This window comes from Protofrankia sp. Cj5 (assembly GCF_917627405.1).
Taxonomy (GTDB): Bacteria; Actinomycetota; Actinomycetes; order Frankiales; family Frankiaceae; genus Protofrankia.
The window spans coordinates 16,329-32,670 of sequence record NZ_CAKJTO010000027.1; the positions used below are offsets into that span (position 1 = coordinate 16,329).

16 protein-coding genes are annotated in these 16,342 nt (G+C 67.4%); 1 reads left to right on the plus strand and 15 read right to left on the minus strand.

What is annotated here, in order from left to right; genetic code table 11:
- Positions 1-122 precede the first annotated feature (122 nt).
- Positions 123-1,130, minus strand: a complete 1,008-nt coding sequence (locus MJ777_RS08285; protein ID WP_239374831.1) for a DUF2889 domain-containing protein — start codon at positions 1,128-1,130, stop codon at positions 123-125.
- Positions 1,131-1,297: 167 nt separating this feature from the next.
- Entirely contained in the window at positions 1,298-1,480 is a 183-nt protein-coding gene (locus tag MJ777_RS08290) for a hypothetical protein (RefSeq protein WP_239374834.1), read from the minus strand.
- Between the two features lie 119 nt (positions 1,481-1,599).
- Here MJ777_RS08290 and MJ777_RS08295 point away from each other — a divergent pair, with 119 nt between their 5' ends.
- Complete coding sequence (locus MJ777_RS08295; RefSeq protein ID WP_239374837.1) at positions 1,600-2,283, plus strand: maleylpyruvate isomerase N-terminal domain-containing protein; 684 nt, start codon at positions 1,600-1,602, stop codon at positions 2,281-2,283.
- Between the two features lie 42 nt (positions 2,284-2,325).
- Here MJ777_RS08295 and glgA read toward each other — a convergent pair whose 3' ends face one another.
- The 13 genes from glgA to MJ777_RS08360 all read right to left on the minus strand — a co-directional run bounded on the left by glgA (position 2,326) and on the right by MJ777_RS08360 (position 16,310).
- On the minus strand, positions 2,326-3,474 hold the full coding sequence (gene glgA, locus MJ777_RS08300; RefSeq protein WP_239374840.1) for a glycogen synthase: 1,149 nt from the start codon (positions 3,472-3,474) through the stop codon (positions 2,326-2,328).
- Positions 3,475-3,524: 50 nt separating this feature from the next.
- Positions 3,525-4,763: a glucose-1-phosphate adenylyltransferase gene (glgC, locus tag MJ777_RS08305; RefSeq protein WP_239309852.1), complete on the minus strand. Its 1,239-nt coding sequence runs from the start codon at positions 4,761-4,763 to the stop codon at positions 3,525-3,527.
- Between the two features lie 553 nt (positions 4,764-5,316).
- On the minus strand, positions 5,317-7,434 hold the full coding sequence (locus MJ777_RS08310; RefSeq protein WP_239374842.1) for a glycosyltransferase family 39 protein: 2,118 nt from the start codon (positions 7,432-7,434) through the stop codon (positions 5,317-5,319).
- A gap of 246 nt (positions 7,435-7,680) precedes the next feature.
- Positions 7,681-8,436 carry a hypothetical protein gene (locus MJ777_RS08315; protein ID WP_239309855.1) on the minus strand — a complete coding sequence of 252 codons (756 nt, stop codon included), beginning with the start codon at positions 8,434-8,436 and terminating at the stop codon, positions 7,681-7,683.
- A gap of 66 nt (positions 8,437-8,502) precedes the next feature.
- Positions 8,503-8,940, minus strand: a complete 438-nt coding sequence (locus MJ777_RS08320; RefSeq protein ID WP_239374860.1) for a roadblock/LC7 domain-containing protein — start codon at positions 8,938-8,940, stop codon at positions 8,503-8,505.
- A 555-nt stretch (positions 8,941-9,495) separates the two neighbouring features.
- The gene (locus MJ777_RS08325; RefSeq protein ID WP_239309857.1) at positions 9,496-9,813 is read right to left on the minus strand and encodes an antibiotic biosynthesis monooxygenase; all 318 of its coding nucleotides are present in this window, start codon (positions 9,811-9,813) and stop codon (positions 9,496-9,498) included.
- Between the two features lie 56 nt (positions 9,814-9,869).
- Positions 9,870-10,853 (minus strand): acetylserotonin O-methyltransferase, encoded by a 984-nt coding sequence (locus MJ777_RS08330; RefSeq protein WP_239309859.1) that lies wholly within the window; start codon positions 10,851-10,853, stop codon positions 9,870-9,872.
- Positions 10,854-10,939: 86 nt separating this feature from the next.
- Positions 10,940-11,956 (minus strand): amidohydrolase family protein, encoded by a 1,017-nt coding sequence (locus MJ777_RS08335; protein WP_255724015.1) that lies wholly within the window; start codon positions 11,954-11,956, stop codon positions 10,940-10,942.
- 248 nt (positions 11,957-12,204) lie between these two features.
- Positions 12,205-12,726 (minus strand): ester cyclase, encoded by a 522-nt coding sequence (locus MJ777_RS08340; RefSeq protein WP_239309862.1) that lies wholly within the window; start codon positions 12,724-12,726, stop codon positions 12,205-12,207.
- Positions 12,723-13,028: an antibiotic biosynthesis monooxygenase gene (locus tag MJ777_RS08345; protein ID WP_239309864.1), complete on the minus strand. Its 306-nt coding sequence runs from the start codon at positions 13,026-13,028 to the stop codon at positions 12,723-12,725. The genes MJ777_RS08340 and MJ777_RS08345 overlap by 4 nt, the downstream gene beginning before the upstream one ends.
- Complete coding sequence (locus MJ777_RS08350; RefSeq protein ID WP_239374863.1) at positions 13,028-13,765, minus strand: SDR family NAD(P)-dependent oxidoreductase; 738 nt, start codon at positions 13,763-13,765, stop codon at positions 13,028-13,030. Before MJ777_RS08350 ends, MJ777_RS08345 begins: the two co-directional genes overlap by 1 nt.
- Entirely contained in the window at positions 13,765-15,033 is a 1,269-nt protein-coding gene (locus MJ777_RS08355; RefSeq protein ID WP_239345098.1) for a beta-ketoacyl synthase N-terminal-like domain-containing protein, read from the minus strand. Before MJ777_RS08355 ends, MJ777_RS08350 begins: the two co-directional genes overlap by 1 nt.
- Positions 15,030-16,310, minus strand: coding sequence for a beta-ketoacyl synthase (locus MJ777_RS08360; RefSeq protein ID WP_305039405.1), 1,281 nt, complete (start codon positions 16,308-16,310; stop codon positions 15,030-15,032). Before MJ777_RS08360 ends, MJ777_RS08355 begins: the two co-directional genes overlap by 4 nt.
- Positions 16,311-16,342 lie beyond the last annotated feature (32 nt).

A 16,342-nucleotide genomic window follows, 5' to 3' on the forward strand; every position in this document is an offset into this window, starting at 1 on the left:
GTCTTCACGACATGTGACACTGGACCGATCAACTCACGCGGCATGGTCGTCCAGATGAATGACTTCCTACTGTTTTCACCTGAAACGGTGAATGATGTGCCTGAGCTGCGGCCGACCGCCCGCTACGGCAACAGGGGGATCAGCGCGTGCATGTCCGCGAGCGCACGGAGCTGGTCGGTGAGGTGGGTGCAGGTCGTCGGTCCGGCCAGGTCCGCGCGCAGCACGTCGCGGAGCCCAAGCAGGCCCTGGCCGACCAGACGGCTGGCGCTTGCCGCGGCGACCGGGCAGTCCGGGCCGGGAAGGACATGGGGCGTCGCGCTGGTCGAGCGGATCGTCCCGGTTGCGAGGTCGACCGTCGCCCTGACAGCATATTCGTGGATTACTTTCTGAGTACCGTCCGCTTCGCAGAACGTGTCACGAAAAAGCCCGTCCACCACGACCTCTCCCGGCAGCGTCCCAGGGAGCAGGTCGATCCTGCGCCGCCGCCGGATGCTTCCCGGTGGCAGATCTGGCATCGTATGCCAGCCCAGCGGATCGGTCGCGTCCTCCAGCGCCGGGGCGGACGGTCCGATGCCGAGAAGAGCGAAGCGGCCTTCGCGCTGGCTCACGTCCATCACGCCACCGGCCTTCCAGCCTGCGCAGACATCCGTGGGTGGCATGATTGTGTTCCGCGGTCGTTTGCCGGAGACGCGGACGATGGCCGACCCTGAGATCAGGGTGACGACGGGTACTTCGTCGAGGAGGAGGCCGAGCAGGGTGCCGTCGGCGGTCAGCTGGGGCACAGCCCGGTCCAGCGCCGTGCGGAAGCCGGAGCCAGCCCGGGTACCGACCAGCGTGTCCGTGCCCGCCGTCGCGGGCTCACAGGAAACCGCGGTCACCAGGCGCTGGCCGAAGTAGTCGATCGCGACTCGGGTACTTGCCTCGGCCACGAGCTCCGGATCGGAGTCTGTGGTTCGCCGGTCTGTGGTCGTGCGGATGTCGCGGGCCCTGCCGACAAGGATGAGCGGGCCTTCGAGGCCGTCCGGGCGCAGGGCGTCGACCGAGCTGGTTCGACGCACCGAGCCTGGGATGCGCGGCGGCGTGCCCGCACTCGGCCCGACTGTCCCGGGCCACAGAAGAACACTGGTCACTCTTACAACAGTTACCAGCCCGGATGAGTCGTTGCAGCATCCAAGCTTGGGCACAGCGCCGGAAGTCGGCAATGTCACGCCCCCACGCTCACGCCCTCGCGTCACGCCCCCATGGTCATGACTGCTTTGCGCCGAACATCCTGGCCCGCTGCTCCGAACGTCTCTGCCTACGAGTCTGGTAGAGGGTTCGGTGTCGGCGCGTGATAAGAGCGCCCGAGGACAGGGCGGACGAACCGGGTGAGGTCCGCCGGCGGCCGGTACGTCGTTTGGCCGTAGTCCAGCAGCTTGCCGTCGACGGGGTCGGTGACCAGGCGCCGCCATACTCCGTCGCCGGCGACCTGGCGAGCCACATCCGCTCTGATCGGCTACACATAGATATCCCCCTAAAAGGGAGCGGCGTACGGGCGGATGGATCGCGAGGTGACGGAGGGATACGCCCAGGTGTTGACCTTGACGGCTCTGAAGGGCTATGACTCGACAGGTGCATGGCACCGGACCCCACGAAACGCGGGCCTGTTTCGAGCATGCGGCCAGCGCGTTCGTGTCCCTCGTCACCGGAATCAGCGATGATTGCTGGACGGCCCCAGCCCTGGGTGAGTGGTCCGTGCGCGACCTGGTCGGGCACACGAGCCGGGCGTTGTCGACCGTGGAGACCTACCTGGGGACACCGGCCGGCGTGGTCGATGCGGGCGCCGGCGCTCAGACTGATCGCATAGATGCCGTCGGCTACTACCTGGCGGTACGAAGCGGGGATCTGGCGGTGCGTATCGGGCTGGCGGACCCCGCGGCCGTGACCCAACGTGGCCGTGATGCCGGCGCGGCACTCGGTAACGACCCGTCGGACGCGATTACAGCGCTGGCTAACCGGGTCCGCAAGCTGGTGCGCGAGAGCCCCGACGACGCGGTCGTCATGACTGCGCTCGGCGCTATGAGGCTGGCTGACTACCTGCCCACCCGGACCTTTGAGCTCACCGTCCACACCCTGGATCTGGCTCGTGCGCTGGACGTCCCGCCACCGCCGAGCCTCGGCACCGCCATCGGTGGCAGCCTGCTGCTCGCCGCCGGCATCGCCGCGGCGCTCCCCGACGCCGCCGACATCCTCCTGCTGCTCACCGGGCGCGCAGACCTACCCGCCGCTCTCAGCGTGGTCTGACACCAGCGGCGTGCTCTGGACACAGCGGCACGCTGGCCGGTGTCAGAGCAGGGCCTCGTAGAGGCGGGCGGTCTTCTCGGCCACGGCCGGCCAGCCGAACTCGGTGACGGCCCGGTCGCGGCCGGCTCGGCCCATCGCGGTGGCACGCACCGGGTCCGCGAGGAGCTCGTTGACGGCGGCGGCGAGCGCCGCCGGGTCGCTGGGCGGGACGAGCAGCCCGGTCACGCCGTCATCCACCACTTCGGGGATACCGCCGACCCTGGAGGCGACCACGGCCGTGCCACAGGCCATCGCCTCCAGGTTGACGATCCCGAGCGGTTCGTACACGGACGGGCAGACGAACACGGTTGCATGCGACAGCAGCCCGATGATGTCGGGCTTGCTCAGCATGCCCGAGATCCATACGAGTCCCTTGCGGGTGTCGCGCAGCCCGTCCACCAGGTCGGTGACCTCGGTCAGTAGCGCGGGGGTGTCGGGCGCGCCCGCGCAGAACACCAGTTGCGCCCGCGGGTCGAGCTCGGCCGCGGCCCGCAGCAGCACTGGTACTCCCTTCTGGCGGGTGATCCGACCGACGAACACCACGGATGGCTGTTCCGGGTCCACCCCGTACCGGGTGAGGACGTCGGTCGCGGGGCTTGGCACGTACTCATCGGTGTCGATCCCGTTGCGGATGACATGGATCTTCGCCGGATCGACCGCCGGATAAGCCGACAGGACGTCCGCCCGCATGCCCTCGCTCACCGCGATGACGGCCGCGGCGGACTCGATGGACACCCGTTCGCACCAGGATGACAGCGCGTAGCCGCCACCGAGCTGTTCGGCCTTCCACGGCCGCAGCGGTTCCAACGAGTGTGAGGTCAACACATGTGGGATCCCATAGAGCAGCGACGCCAGATGCCCGGCCAGGTTGGCATACCAGGTGTGTGAATGCACCAGGTCGGCGCCGGCGGCGGCGGCGGTCGCGGACAGGTCGGCCGACACCGTCCGCAGGGCGTCACCCGCGTCCGCCAGCTGTTCCCACGGCCGGTGGGCGCGCACCGCGATACCGTCCGAGCCCACCCGGTCGGCCCCCTGGCAGTGCACGGTCAGCTCCACGAACCGGGAGATCTCGCGGGCAAGGTACTCGACGTGCACTCCGGCGCCGCCGTAGACCTCCGGCGGGTACTCCCTGGTCAGCAACGAGACGCGCATTACCTGCCCTTCAGGCATCCAGGACGGGGCTCAGTCGGTGATTGTCGGGCTCAGCCGGTGATCGTCACACCTTTCCCGACGACCGTGACGCCATCGGGGCTGACTGTGAATCCGCGGGCGATGTCGTGTTCCTTGTCCACCCCGATCTGCGTACCTTCCGGTACCACCACGTTCTTGTCGAGGATCGCGTCGCGGACCACCGCGCGCCGTCCGATGATCGTGTTGTCCAGTACGACCGCGTTCTCGACCTGCGCCCAGGAGTTCACCCGTACTCCCGGCGACAGGACCGACCGGCGTACCAGGCCGCCGGAAATGATCACTCCGTTGCTGACGACGCTGTTGAGCGCCATGCCGGTACGGCCTGGTTCCTCGTGCACGAACTTCGCCGGCGGCAGGGACGGGACGTTCGTCAGGATCGGCCAGTGCCGGTTGTACAGGTTGAACACCGGATCGAAGGCACACAGATCCATGTGCGCGTCGAAGTAGGAGTCGAGGGTGCCGACATCCCGCCAGTAGCCCCGGTCCCGTTCGCTCGCTCCTGGCACGTCGTTGTCAGCGAAGTCGTAGACCTGTGCCATGCCTTCCTTCGCCAGCATCGGGATGATGTTCCCGCCCATGTCGTGGACGCTGTCGTCGTCGGTGGCATCGGCTCGCAGCGCCTCGATCAGGGTGTCGGTGGAGAAGACGTAGTTGCCCATGGAGGCGAACGTCTCATCGGGCGCGTCCGGCAGGCCCGGAGGATCCGCGGGCTTCTCGAGGAAGGCGTCAATTGTGCGACCATCCGCACTCGGACTGATCACACCGAGTTGTGTCCCCTCCATCCGGGGCACACGCAGCCCCGCAACGGTCACTCCGGCCCCGCTGCCCAGATGCTGTCCGACCATCTGCCGCGGGTCCATTCGGTAGACGTGGTCGGCGCCGAACACGACCACGATATCCGGTTGATCATCGTAGATGAGGTTCAGTGACTGCAGGATGGCGTCCGCGGATCCCGTGTACCAGCGGGGTCCGAGCCGCTGCTGTGCGGGCACCGGCGTGACGTAGTTGTCGAGCAGGTCGCTCATCCGCCACGTGGTGGTGATGTGCCGGTCCAGGCTGTGGCTCTTGTATTGCGTGAGAACGCAGATCCGCAGGTAGCCGGCGTTGGCCAGGTTCGACAGGACGAAATCGATCAGCCGGTAGAGGCCGCCGAACGGGACAGCCGGTTTGGCGCGGTCGGCGGTGAGCGGCGCGAGCCGTTTGCCCGCACCACCGGCCAGCACGACGCCGAGCACTCTTGGCGTTGACATCCCAGACCTCCCCGGGGTAGCGATCGATGATCGGATGGGATCGGCTGGCACCGGCCTGTGGCGGCCGGGTTGGTAGGCCCAAAGCCTAACAACGTGTAGCTAATTGCGATGTTGGGCACAGAAGCTCTTGGGACCTGTCTTACCACCGGGTTCACGCTGATCATCCTGGGCGCGGCGGATCGGATGCTCACGAAAAGGATTTTTTGTTATTATTGGGAATAATAATCTCATCGATTGATTTTTTATGGTGTTCTGGTGTCACTCGGTTGGTCTTCCCTGGCTGTGCCCTGCTATGCGCGCGATCCCCGTTGATCATGCGCATTTCCCGGCGCGTGGCGGGCTCACCGTGGGCGGCACGCCCTACCTGGTGAGCCCGCTCCGGCGGGTCCTAGAGCGACCGGCAACAGGGGACGCGGCGTCGCGGGGCTGGGGCACGCACCTCGCATCGTTGGCATCAGTCGCCACCCAACACCTCCGGTGGCTCCCTGCGACGCCTCGCGATGCACGCACCCCGGCCCCGCTCCTTGATCCACACCCCTGTTGCTGGGCGCTCTTATCCGGCGGGCGTGGTCAGGCCGTACACGGTTGTGCCGCCGATCGTGGTCTGGCTGAAGTTCTGCTGCACCCACGCGGTGATGGCGCTGGCCGTGCCACTGGGCTGGCCGCCGCCCATCGCCATCCCCATCCCGCCGCCGCCCATGAAGTAGTGGATTTTTCGTTGGCTGACGTACTCCTGGAACTGCGCGAGCGTGGGCGTGGGATCGGTTCCGTTGAAGCCGCCGATGGCCATCACCGGGTCGCCGGTGGCGAGCTGGACGCCTGCCGCGGAGTTGGAGCCGACGGCGGCCGCGACCCAGATGTAGCGCCCCGCGTCCGCCCGCAGCGCCGTGACCAGCGCGGCACTTGGCGTTCCCGCGTTGAGAAGCCCGCCGAGGCCACCGGCTGTCCGTCCGAACATGGCTCCGCCCCGCCGGCCGAAGCCGCCGGCCAGACCTGCGGTACCGCCCTGTGCGGCCGGGCCGCCCGGTGACGTGCCCGGCGGGGTGCTACCGCCAGCGAAACCACCGCCAGTGAAACCGTTCATCCAGCCGCCGCCAGCGAAGCCGCGGCCGGGGCCACCGAAACCCGTGGGCCCGGCGGATGGGATGGCACCGGTGTGCGTGGCGGAAGCCGTCGCGACCGCGTAGGCGGCTGGCCCGGTGGCGCCCGCGACAATGCTCACGGCAGCCATCACCACGGCGGCCCGGCGAGCCAACGGCACCGAGAGCACGAGGCTGAGGATCAGCGCGACAATCGCCGCGCCACCGAGAAGGAGCACCAGCGGCCGCAGCCACGGGTGCCAGCTGGGCGTCCGGCTGAGCAGGACGTAGGCCCAGGCCGTTGTGGCGGCCAGGGCCATGGCCAGCAGCAGAGCGGCGGCGAACTGGCCACGGCGGTGCCAGAGGCCGGTGCCGCCGATACCGATCACGGCTCCGATCGCGGGGGCGAGCGCTACCGTGTAGTACGGGTGGATGATCCCCTGGGCGAGGCTCAGGGTGATGCCGGTGACGAGGAGCCAGCCGCCCCACAGCGCAAGGGCCGCCCGGGTCCTGTCCGTACGCGGGGCGCGCCAGCCGAACGCAAGCCCGCCGATCAGGAGGATCAGCGCAGCCGGAATGAGCCAGGAGACCTGCCCACCCATCTCGGAGTTGAACATCCTGGTCAGACCAGTCGCTCCCCAGCGGCCACCGGTGCCGCCCGCCCCGCCCATGCCACCGACGCTGCCGGCTTCGTTGCCGTTGAGCCGGCCGAAGCCGTTGTAGCCGAAGATCAGATTAAGGACGCTGTTGTTCTGCGAGCCGCCGATGTAGGGGCGTGAGCTCTTCGGCCACAGTTCCACGACCGCGACCCACCAGCCGGCAGCGACGAGCATCGCCGCCCCGGCGAGCAGGAGCTGGCCGATCCTGCGCCGGAGCGGTGCCGGCGCGGCCAGGAGATAGGTGAGCGCGAACGCCGGCACGACCAGGAATGTCTGCATCATCTTGGCGAGAAAACCGAAACCGACGAAGACGCCCGCCCAGACGATCCAACGGGTACTCGCGTTCTCCACAGCCCGGACGGTCGCGTACGCACCCAGGACCAGCAGCAGGACGAGCAGCGAGTCGGGGTTGTTGAACCGGAACATCAGCACCGCGACCGGGGTCGTCGCGAAGACCGCGCCGGCCAGCAACGCCGCGCCGGGGGAGAACCAGCGCCGGACCGTCGCATACAGGACGCCCACGGCCGCGACGCCCTCGAGCGCCTGCGGGACGAGCACGCTCCACGAGTTGAGCCCGAAGAGGCGTACGAAGATCTCCGCGACCCACAGGGAAGCCGGTGGCTTGTCCACGGTGATGAAGTTCGAGGCATCCGAGGAACCGAAGAAGAAGGCCTTCCAGCTCGTCGAACCGGCCTGCACAGCGGCGGAGTAGAAGGCGTTCGCCCAGCCGGACCTCCCCAGCCCCCAGCTGTAGAGCAGCGCGGTTGCGGTGAGAAGGGCGAGCAGGGCAGGGCGCACCCAGGGCTGGTCGGATTCCCGGCCGCGAAGAAGGCGCCGCGCCCATCGGGCGGGTGGCTGCCGGACCTGTGTAGCCGCCGGGCCAGCCGGTGCGGGGGGAACTCCGGCCGCCTGGTCCGGAAAGGTTGTGGTCACGTTCAGGTCCTCATCATCAGGGGCGGGAGCTGGACGACGGCGCGGCCGGGGAGCGTCCGGGGTGCCCGGCTGGCCGTCATCACGGATATCGCCGACATCGCCGACATCGCCCTATCGTCGGGTCTCAGCCTGATGTGGGCCTGACGCAAGTCTGGGAACCGACTGAAGGCCGACGCGGGCGGGCAGCCCCGCCGACACAGCTGTGCGGGGACGGCATCGTGCCCATCGTGGTGTCCATCGCGCCGGTCACCCGCTGTCGGGGCGACCGGCGATCAGATCGGAGATGCGGTCTTTGCGGTGGATCCACCGTTGGTCGTGGCGGATGGCCCGGCTGTCGGCCCGCGCGGCTTTGTGAGATCCGCTGTGATAGCGCCATCGTGCCCACGGCGAGTTGGGCCGAGCCAGCCGGATCGCGCCGATGAGCGCGAGGAAGGGGACGAGCAGCCCGATGGTCCCGAGGCGCAGTTTGCCCTTCAGAAAAGTGATCACTACCAGAAGGATGTTGAGGATGAGTGATGCCACGTAGTCCCACAGCGCCGCGCTCTGGCTGTCGTCAAGGCCGTTGACCCCGAAGGGCAGGCTGCCCAGAATGAGCAGGCCGGTGACCGCCACCCCGAGGGCGACCGCATCGACCGAGACGCGGCCCTCCTCGCTCCAGTACACGTCCTGTAGGTGCAGGACCAAAGCGAACTCGTCCAGGACGAGCGCGATCCCGACACCGAACAGCGCTCCGAGCAGGTCCCACCACGGTGATCTGCCGGCTGCCGGGGTGAACGCGCCGACTCCGGCGACGCACATGAAAATGATGCCGAAGACGATATGGTGGATATGTGTCCCGCCAGCCGCGACATTTCCGGGCCACCAGGAAACCCCCGCCCGGATCATCCGGACGCTGAGCCGGATGAACAGAAATGTACCCACGAACGCCACCAGCAGCAGGAACAGCGGCTGTTTCCCGGGCTCGACAATGACCCGGTGATAGAAGTCCGTCACCGCGCTCACCTGAACTTCCGCAAAGAATCTAGGCCCGCCGCGGCCGGGTCTGTCCGGACCGTATTCGTCAGGCGGTTATCCTACGTCCAGCCGGCTCCGTGGCTCGCCGCGCCTGGCCGGTGTCAGGAAGTCGCGTGCCCGCGCCACCAGCCGGGTCATCTCATATCCGACGAGACCGATTTCACATGTTTTGGCGGCCAGGACGGACAGGCAGGCGCCCTCGCTGATGGCCATGAGGAGCAGGGTGCCGTGGTCCATCTCGACCATTGTCTGGCGTACCGGTCCGGACTCCATGAGGGTCGCCGCACCGAGGGCCAGGCCGAGCAGGCCCGAGGAGATCGCGCACAGTTGTTCTGCCCGGTCGCGGATAAAGCCGTCGCACACCGCGAGCAGCAGCCCATCGACCGAGACGACGATGGCACTCGCCACTCCAGGAACCGACCCGACGAAGTTATTGACGAGCCAGTTCAGCCCACCGTCTGGCCCGTCGTCCGGTGCGCTCGCCTCGGTCACACGCTCCCTCGCTGTCCGCACGGGTGCGCCGATCCACCATGGCTCCGGTAGTACAATTCGCTACCTCTCTGGCCGTTCTCGTCCGCGTTCGGTGACCCGACTGAGCCGTGGCTATTTCCGCCAAGGTATCGGCTCGGGGTTCGCCAACCGCGACCAGGTTCCTCGCGTCACCTTCGGATGGCCAGTTTATGCCCTGCCAGGTGGGCGCCTTGACCTGGTGACAGCTGGGTCAGGCGGCGGGCTGGAAAAAGTACCCAAGATAAACGAATTAACCTGTTATGTCTGTATTGCTATGATCACCCGTTGATTGGATTTTGTCACCGGGCTCGTGTCGGCTGGCCTTGAGCCGCCGGGATCCACGGCCAATCTCGTCGCCGTGATCTGACCGGTCGCTATCGGTCGTCATGGTCCAGTCGGTAGAAAAGACTGGAATCCGGCAAGGCCCATGCATCCGGCAAATCCAGTATTGTGGCCATATGCTGGTCCGGCCACCCGGCCGTCGATCAACGGGCGGGTGGCCGGACGGGTATGCCAGTGTGACGGGCATACCGATGTTCAGCTGGTGGCGGCTCCGTGCTCAAGCCGGGCAGCGATGTTGTAGATCCGGCGTTCGAAGCTCCCGGACCAGTACGGCGTCATCGGGCTGGTGATCTCACGGTGGCCCGGTGCGGTCTCCCAGGCGAGGAACTGCTCTTCGCTCTCCCACTCGCTGAGCAGGAGGTAACGGCCGGAGCCGTCGGGGTCTCGCAGGAGCTCGTCACCGAGGAGACCGGGCGTGCCCTTCATCCGTGCGGTGACCTGTAGATAAGCCAGTTCGAACTCGTTCGCCACCGCCGGGGCGACATTCGCGAAGACAAGAATACGCGCGGTCATCGACGACCTCCTTGCGTCAGCTATTTTTTGATCTTCCACGGACGGCGCCGAGAAGGCTATCCGGCCGTGGCCAGAACAAGCGAGGCCGGACCGGCCAGCGGCCGGTGCTCGTCGAACCGCCAACCGGTGTCCGCCAGCAGTTTGGCGGCTTCCTCGACGCTGTAGGCCTGGCCACCGCCGACAAGCAGGAATTCACCCGAGAGGAGTGCCGCAAACGCGGGGTCGGTGTGGGTGGGATCGGTCCACAGGTCGACCAGCAACAGACGGGCCCCGTCAGGGGCCGCCGCCCGGACCCGGCTCAGCAGAATCCGGCTGCGGTCCGGTGGGAAGAGATGAATCACGTTCGCCAGCAGCAGCACATCGTGGTCCTTGGGTATCGGATCGTTGAAGAGATCGCCCTCGACGATGGTCAGCCGGTCCCGGTCAGCCAACCCGTCGACATGCCGCGCAGCCACGACCGCGGTCTGGGGAAGCTCGAACAACGTGGCGGACAGCTGCGGATTGCGGCCCAGTGCCGCGCGCGCGAACGAACCGGTACCGCCACCCAGATCGAGCAGGCGCTGATGGGCGGAGAAGGAGTAGCGACCGGGTAGCGCCGCCGCGGAGGCGCTGGTGCTGACCTCCATTCCGAGCGAGAGCATTGTCTGCTCCGCCGCGGACAGGGGCTCTGTCTGCGGTTCGCCCGTGCGCACCGCGGCCTCAAGCCGTTGCCAGGTGGGATAGCTGATCTGGTCCCACCACCTCAGCATGGGGCGCCGGTCAGCCGGCGTGGCGCCGGCCAGAAACGTCTGCGCGACTGGGGCGTTGCTGTATTCGTCGCCCTCCCGGTTGACCAGGCCGACGCTCACCATCGCATCGGCGACGATCCGCGTGGACCGTTCCGGAACGTCGATCACGGTGCTCAGCTGCGCCGCCGTGCGCGAGCCCGGCGCCAGCGCCTCGAACAGGCCGATCCGGGACGCGACGAACAGAAACTTGGCGGCCATGTAGCCGGCGGAGATCCGTAGAATCTGTTCGGGTGTTTCACTGGACTCGGTCATGATAGTTCCCGTTCTTGAGTAATGGTTCGTCGGTCGGGCGCTGATATTTGCGGGACCAGGTGTCGAGACGGATCGAGGCGGGCAGTTCAGCCGGTTCTCGGGAAATTTTCTGGTGCCACTCGGCGAGCGACGGCCGGGAAAAGCCGAAGTGCGTTTTCGCGACTGATCAGACGAAATGCTTCCGTATCGAGACTGGGATCATTTTTCAGTCCCTGGGACGCCACGGAAACTCCGACGGCGGGCACCGCGTTGTAGTCGCTACCGTAAAGGATTCGCGTGGCACTGACGGAGGCGAGTAATGTCGGTGTGGCGTATGGTGACATCGGCCCGGCTGTATCGTAGTGAAAGCGGTTCAGGGCGGCCTGGACCGTGCTGGCGTCGAGACCATGCCCGAAGGCGGCGGCAAGGGTGAGCCGGGCGGCCTGATAAGGCAGGAAGCCGCCGGCGTGCGGCAGGATGAACGAGATTTCCGGGTAACGGTCCAGCGTGCCGCAAGTAATCAGCTGGATGGCTGCCCGCGTCGTGTCGAGCATGAAGTCCGCGATGAATGCCGGGAACGGGCTCACTGAGCAGGACGGCAGGTTGAACGGGTGGATGAGCACGACTGCCTGCCGCAGGTTCAGCTCCGCGAAGACCTCGTCAAGGGCAGGATCTCCCAGATATGCCCCGTCCGCATGGCAGCCCATGACGACGCCGTCCGCGTCGAGCTCGTCGAATGCATAGGCGATCTCGGCCAGTGAGATTTCCATGAATGGCAGCGGAACGTAGGCGAGAAATCCGAACCGCTGCGGGTGCTGATGGGCGATCTCGGCCAGTGACTCGTTGGCGGTACGGGCGATCTCGGCGGCCCAGGGCGCATCCCCGCCGAGGAATTCGCTGGGAATCGCGGCCGACGCCAGCCCCAGCTCGATGCCAGTCATGTCCATCGTCTCCAGAGCGACCCCGAGATCCCAGGTCGCGAAGGGCGGTCCGCCGACCGGTGGTAGCAGATTACGGTCGACCGCCAATCGTTTTAAAGTGGGTGGTAACATATGGTGATGGACGTCGATGTACCCGCTTGGTCGCGCGCCGTCGGAATGCGCTCCGGGAGGATGTTCGCTCATGGTGGGTTCTCCTGGCCGGGACGGGGTGAGATAAAACTAAGGTGGGATGAATGTTAAAGGGCAACCGGTCCGCTGGATTATGACACCACTGGTCCTGTCCGCGACGATGATTTTCTCGGCCGGTGGCCTGGTTTTCGGCAGAAAATCAGAGCGCGGTGTGATGGTGCTGGCAGGGGCTTGTCTGATCTGTTTCGTTCGGCTTGGGAGACAGGGCTTTTGCCCTCACCGGCCGGGCCGTGGACGGCTGGTTATCCGACGGTGAGAGGTACGCTCTCCTGTTCCCCGCTGCCCGTAGCTCCTTTCTCGGAGCTCCCGAGCCCGCCGCCGAGCCCGCCGGGATGCGGGCCTCGTACGTTCATGCCAAGCTGGCGGAGCAGGCCGCGATCGTCGCGGATCGCGTCATGCTCGACGACCTTTCCCCCGGACATGCGAAACCAGTGGGTATGTCGCCAGGCCACCCGCTGACCAGCGGCCCGCACTCCCATGATCACCCCGTGCGCCGTGCCTTCGATCACAATCATCGAGGCGACGAGCTCCGAATCCGCGACGATGCTTTCCAGCCGCCAGGCGGCGGCCGGAAAGCATCGCAGCACGACCCCCAAAGTGGCAGCCAGACCAGCCCGCCCAGGTGGGCTGCCGGGCTCCATTCGGTGATTAACCATATCCGGGGCGAATGCTGTCAGGGCACCTTCGAGATCGCCGTTCTCCAGTGCCCGGAAGTGGTTGATGATCGTCAGTCTGTTAGTATCGGCCAGGGTCTCGCCGCTCACGATCGCCATTCTGTTCCTTCCAGGTGGACGAGGATTTCGGCTACCTCCATCCGCACGCTCTCTCGCAGGTCGCGCAGTGGCGCGGTGAGAGCGTCCTGCTCCGGGCTGCGCTCGAAGGCCTGGAAATGCTCCCGGTCCGTCCAGTCGCTCGTGATGACGAACGCGCACGGGCCGTCCCGCAGGAGGCTCTGCCGCAGATTGCCTGTTGCCCGGCTCGCGGCCAGCGCGACCTTTTCCCAGACGTCGATGAAATCTTGTTCCCGGTTGGGACGGACACGCATCGTAAGAGTTACTCTGATCATCAGATCCCTCCGTCTACGTACAGCGTGGCGCCGGTGATGTAGCGGGCCGCGTCACCCGCGAGGAAGAGTACCGCGCTGGCGATCTCCTCGGGCCGAGCGAGGCGCCCGAGCGCGGTCATCGCCTCGGCCTGTGCCCGCCTTGCTGGCGACATGCCGGCCGTCTGGTCGGTCTCGGTGAAACCGGGGGCCACCGTGTTGACCCGGATGCCGCGTGACCCGAGCTCCTTGGCCAGGGATCTGGTGAAGCCGAGGACAGCGGCCTTGGAGGCCATGTACGGGGTGCGGTCCGCGACGCCGCGCAATGCTCCGGCCGAGCCGATGGTAATGATCGACGCTTCATTGGCCAGTAGGTCGTGCGCCGCTCGGTGGAGCAGGTAAAGGCTGGTCAGGTTGGTGTCGAGCACCCGCCGCCACTCGTCCAGGCCGAGCTGGTGCAGCGGTGCCTGGGTCGCGGCCGCCGCGTTGTTGACCAGGATGTCGAGCGCCCCGAAGCGGTCGCGGGCGGCCTCCAGCAGCCGGTTCACGTCCGCTTCCACCGACACGTCGGCGCGTACCAGCTGCGCGTCGGCGCCAAGTCGGTTGAGTTCGTCCGCGAGTGAAGTGACCGCATCGCTTTCGTTGACATAGCAAGTGATCACGGACGCTCCCTGCTGCGCGAGCGCCAGCACGACGGCACGCCCGATCCCGCGGGCACCGCCGGTGACCAGGGCTGATCTGCCTTTGAGCCCGAAGTCCATCAGCTGTCCCCCCGCGCGGGTGTCTCGACGGCCCGCAGGATCAGCGAGCTGTTGAAGCCGCCGTAGCCGCGGGCGTTGACCATGGCGACCCGTACCGGGGTCTCACGTGGTTCCCGGACGAGGTCGAGGCGGTACTGCGGGAGCGGGTCGTCGAGGTTACCGACCGCCGGGATCACCCCGTCGCGGATGGACAACAGCGCGTTCGCCGCCGCCAGCGCTGAGCCGCCCGCGCACATCCGCCCGATCAGACCCTGCGGAGCGGTGACGGGAACGTGCTCCGCATGGGCACCGAATGCCAGGTGGATCGCGCGTGCCTCCAGGTCGTCGAGATCCCGCGAGCCCGCGCCGTCCGCGAAGATCACATCAACGTCGGCCGGGCTGAGGTCCGCATCGACGAGCGCTCGGCGCATGGCCTCGGCGTACCAGCGCGGGTCCGGCGAGGGGTCGCGATGATGGGCCGCGTCGTGGGTCGCCGCGTATCCGGCGATCTCGGCGTATATCTTCGGCGCGCCGCGGGCCGCCGCGGAGGCCGGGTCCTCCACGACGAGTGTCACGCCGCCCTCGGCGGGCACATGACCACCCGCGGAACGGTCGAACGGCTTGTAGCCGGCTTTCGGCTCGCTGCTGGTGGACAGGCGCCCGCCGGTGATCTGGCAGGTCAGAGCGTAGGGAGTGAGGCCGGCCTCGGCAGCGCCAGCGAGGACGGCCGGCGTTCCCCGGCGGATCGTCCGCCGGGCCTGCGCGAGACTGTCGAGGCCACCGGCGGCGTCGGTGACCACAACCGCGGACGGTCCCTTCAGACCGTGCCTGATCGAGGTCTGGCCGGTGGTCGCCGCGTAGAACCAGGCGATGGACTGGTACACGCTGACGGCCTGGCGGCCAAGGCTCCACAGCCGCTGGATCTCCCGCTGGCCGAAGTCATTGCCGCCGGACCCGGCCGCGAACACCACCGAGGTCGCGTACGGATCGTGCGCCGCCGGGTCGTAGGAGGCGTCGGACAGCGCGAGTTCGGTCGCGGCCATGCCGAGCCACGTCCACCGGTCGGTCTGTAGGACGAGTCGGCCGCCCAGGCGCCCAGCGGGGTCGAATCCGTCGATCTGGCCGGCAAGCGTCGTGGTGTACCGGCTGGCGTCGAAGCTGGTGATCGGTTTTACCCGTAACTCGCCACGCAGCGTGGAGCGCCAGTGCTCCTCGGTTCCGATGCCGCTGGGGGCAATCACTCCGACACCGGTGACAACAGGACGCAGGGCCGGCCGAGCGGCGATCACCGGGCATCCGATCCGCGGTCGAGAACGATGGCTGACTGGAACCCGCCGAAGCCGCTGCCGACCGACAGGGCCACGGTGACGTCATGGTCACGAGCGATGTTCGGTACGTAGTCCAGGTCGCATTCGGGGTCTGGGCGGGCCCAGTTGGCGGTGGGTGGGACGACCCGGTTCTCGATCGCCAGGGCGCAGGCCGCGACCTCGATGGCGCCGATCGCTCCCAGGGAGTGACCGACCATGGATTTGATCGAGCTCACCGGGACGGTGTAGGCATGTTGCCCGAGTGCTTTCTTGAACGCGGCGGTCTCGTGGCGATCGTTCTGTTTGGTCCCGGAACCGTGGGCGTTGACGTAGTCGATCCGGGCCGGGTCGGTGTGGCCCTGCCGCAGGGCATCCGAGATCGCCACGGCCATGTCGAGACCGTCGGCCTTCAGACCGGTCATGTGGAAGGCGTTCGAGCGTGCGGCATAGCCGGTGACCTCGCAGTACACGTGGGCGCCCCGGGCCCGCGCATGCGCCAGCTCCTCCAGCACGAGTACGGCGGAGCCCTCGCCCATCACGAACCCGTCGCGGGTCGCGTCGAACGGCCGGGAGGCGTGCTCGGGATCGTCGTTGCGCGCGGACGTCGCCCGGATCGCGTCGAAGCACGCGATCGAGATCGGGGACAGCGGTGCGTCCGACGCTCCCGCGATCACGATGTCGGCCTCACCGTCGACGATGAGCTGGTGACCGTACCCGACCGCGTCGATCCCGGAGGTACAGCCGGTCGAGACCACGTGTGCCGGGCCATGGGCGGCGAACCGGTAGGCCACCTCGGTGGCCAGACAGCTGGGGACCAGGGCGTGGTAAAGAAAGGACGATGCGTAGCTGGGGTCGACAAGCCAGTCGCGCCCGCTGTTACTGGCGATCACGTACTCGTCTTCCAGCCGGGTGGTCGCGCCGACCGCGCTGCCCATGCTCACGGCTACCAGCGGCTGGTCGGGGTCGGCGGGGTCCGCGTCCCCGCCGAGTTCCAGCCCGCTATCGGTGACCGCTTCGGTCGCGGCCACGAGGGCGAACTGGATGAAACGGTCGTTACGGGCGATTTCCTGTGGCGTCAGCCCCGCCGCGGCCGGGTCGAAGTCGCATTCGGCGGCCACCTGCGAGCGGAACTGGCTCGGGTCGAAGAACGACAGGCGTCTGGTGGCTGTCCGGCCATCGGTCAGCAGGTGCCAGAACTCCTTGCTACCGGTGCCTCCCGGCGCGACCACGCCGATGCCGGTTATCGCCGTCCGTCTCACTTCCGGCTCCTTCATGGGATGTTCCAGCGTGG

Excerpts from the sequence above, each read along its gene's own strand:
- glgA (WP_239374840.1), bottom strand. The coding sequence starts at position 3,474 with ATGCGCGTCTCGTTGCTGACCAGGGAGTACCCGCCGGAGGTCTACGGC.
- MJ777_RS08295 (WP_239374837.1), top strand. The coding sequence starts at position 1,600 with ATGACTCGACAGGTGCATGGCACCGGACCCCACGAAACGCGGGCCTGT.
- MJ777_RS08325 (WP_239309857.1), bottom strand. The coding sequence starts at position 9,813 with ATGACCGCGCGTATTCTTGTCTTCGCGAATGTCGCCCCGGCGGTGGCG.
- MJ777_RS08330 (WP_239309859.1), bottom strand. The coding sequence starts at position 10,853 with ATGACCGAGTCCAGTGAAACACCCGAACAGATTCTACGGATCTCCGCC.
- glgC (WP_239309852.1), bottom strand. The coding sequence starts at position 4,763 with ATGTCAACGCCAAGAGTGCTCGGCGTCGTGCTGGCCGGTGGTGCGGGC.
- MJ777_RS08345 (WP_239309864.1), bottom strand. The coding sequence starts at position 13,028 with ATGATCAGAGTAACTCTTACGATGCGTGTCCGTCCCAACCGGGAACAA.
- MJ777_RS08335 (WP_255724015.1), bottom strand. The coding sequence starts at position 11,956 with ATGAGCGAACATCCTCCCGGAGCGCATTCCGACGGCGCGCGACCAAGC.
- MJ777_RS08350 (WP_239374863.1), bottom strand. The coding sequence starts at position 13,765 with ATGGACTTCGGGCTCAAAGGCAGATCAGCCCTGGTCACCGGCGGTGCC.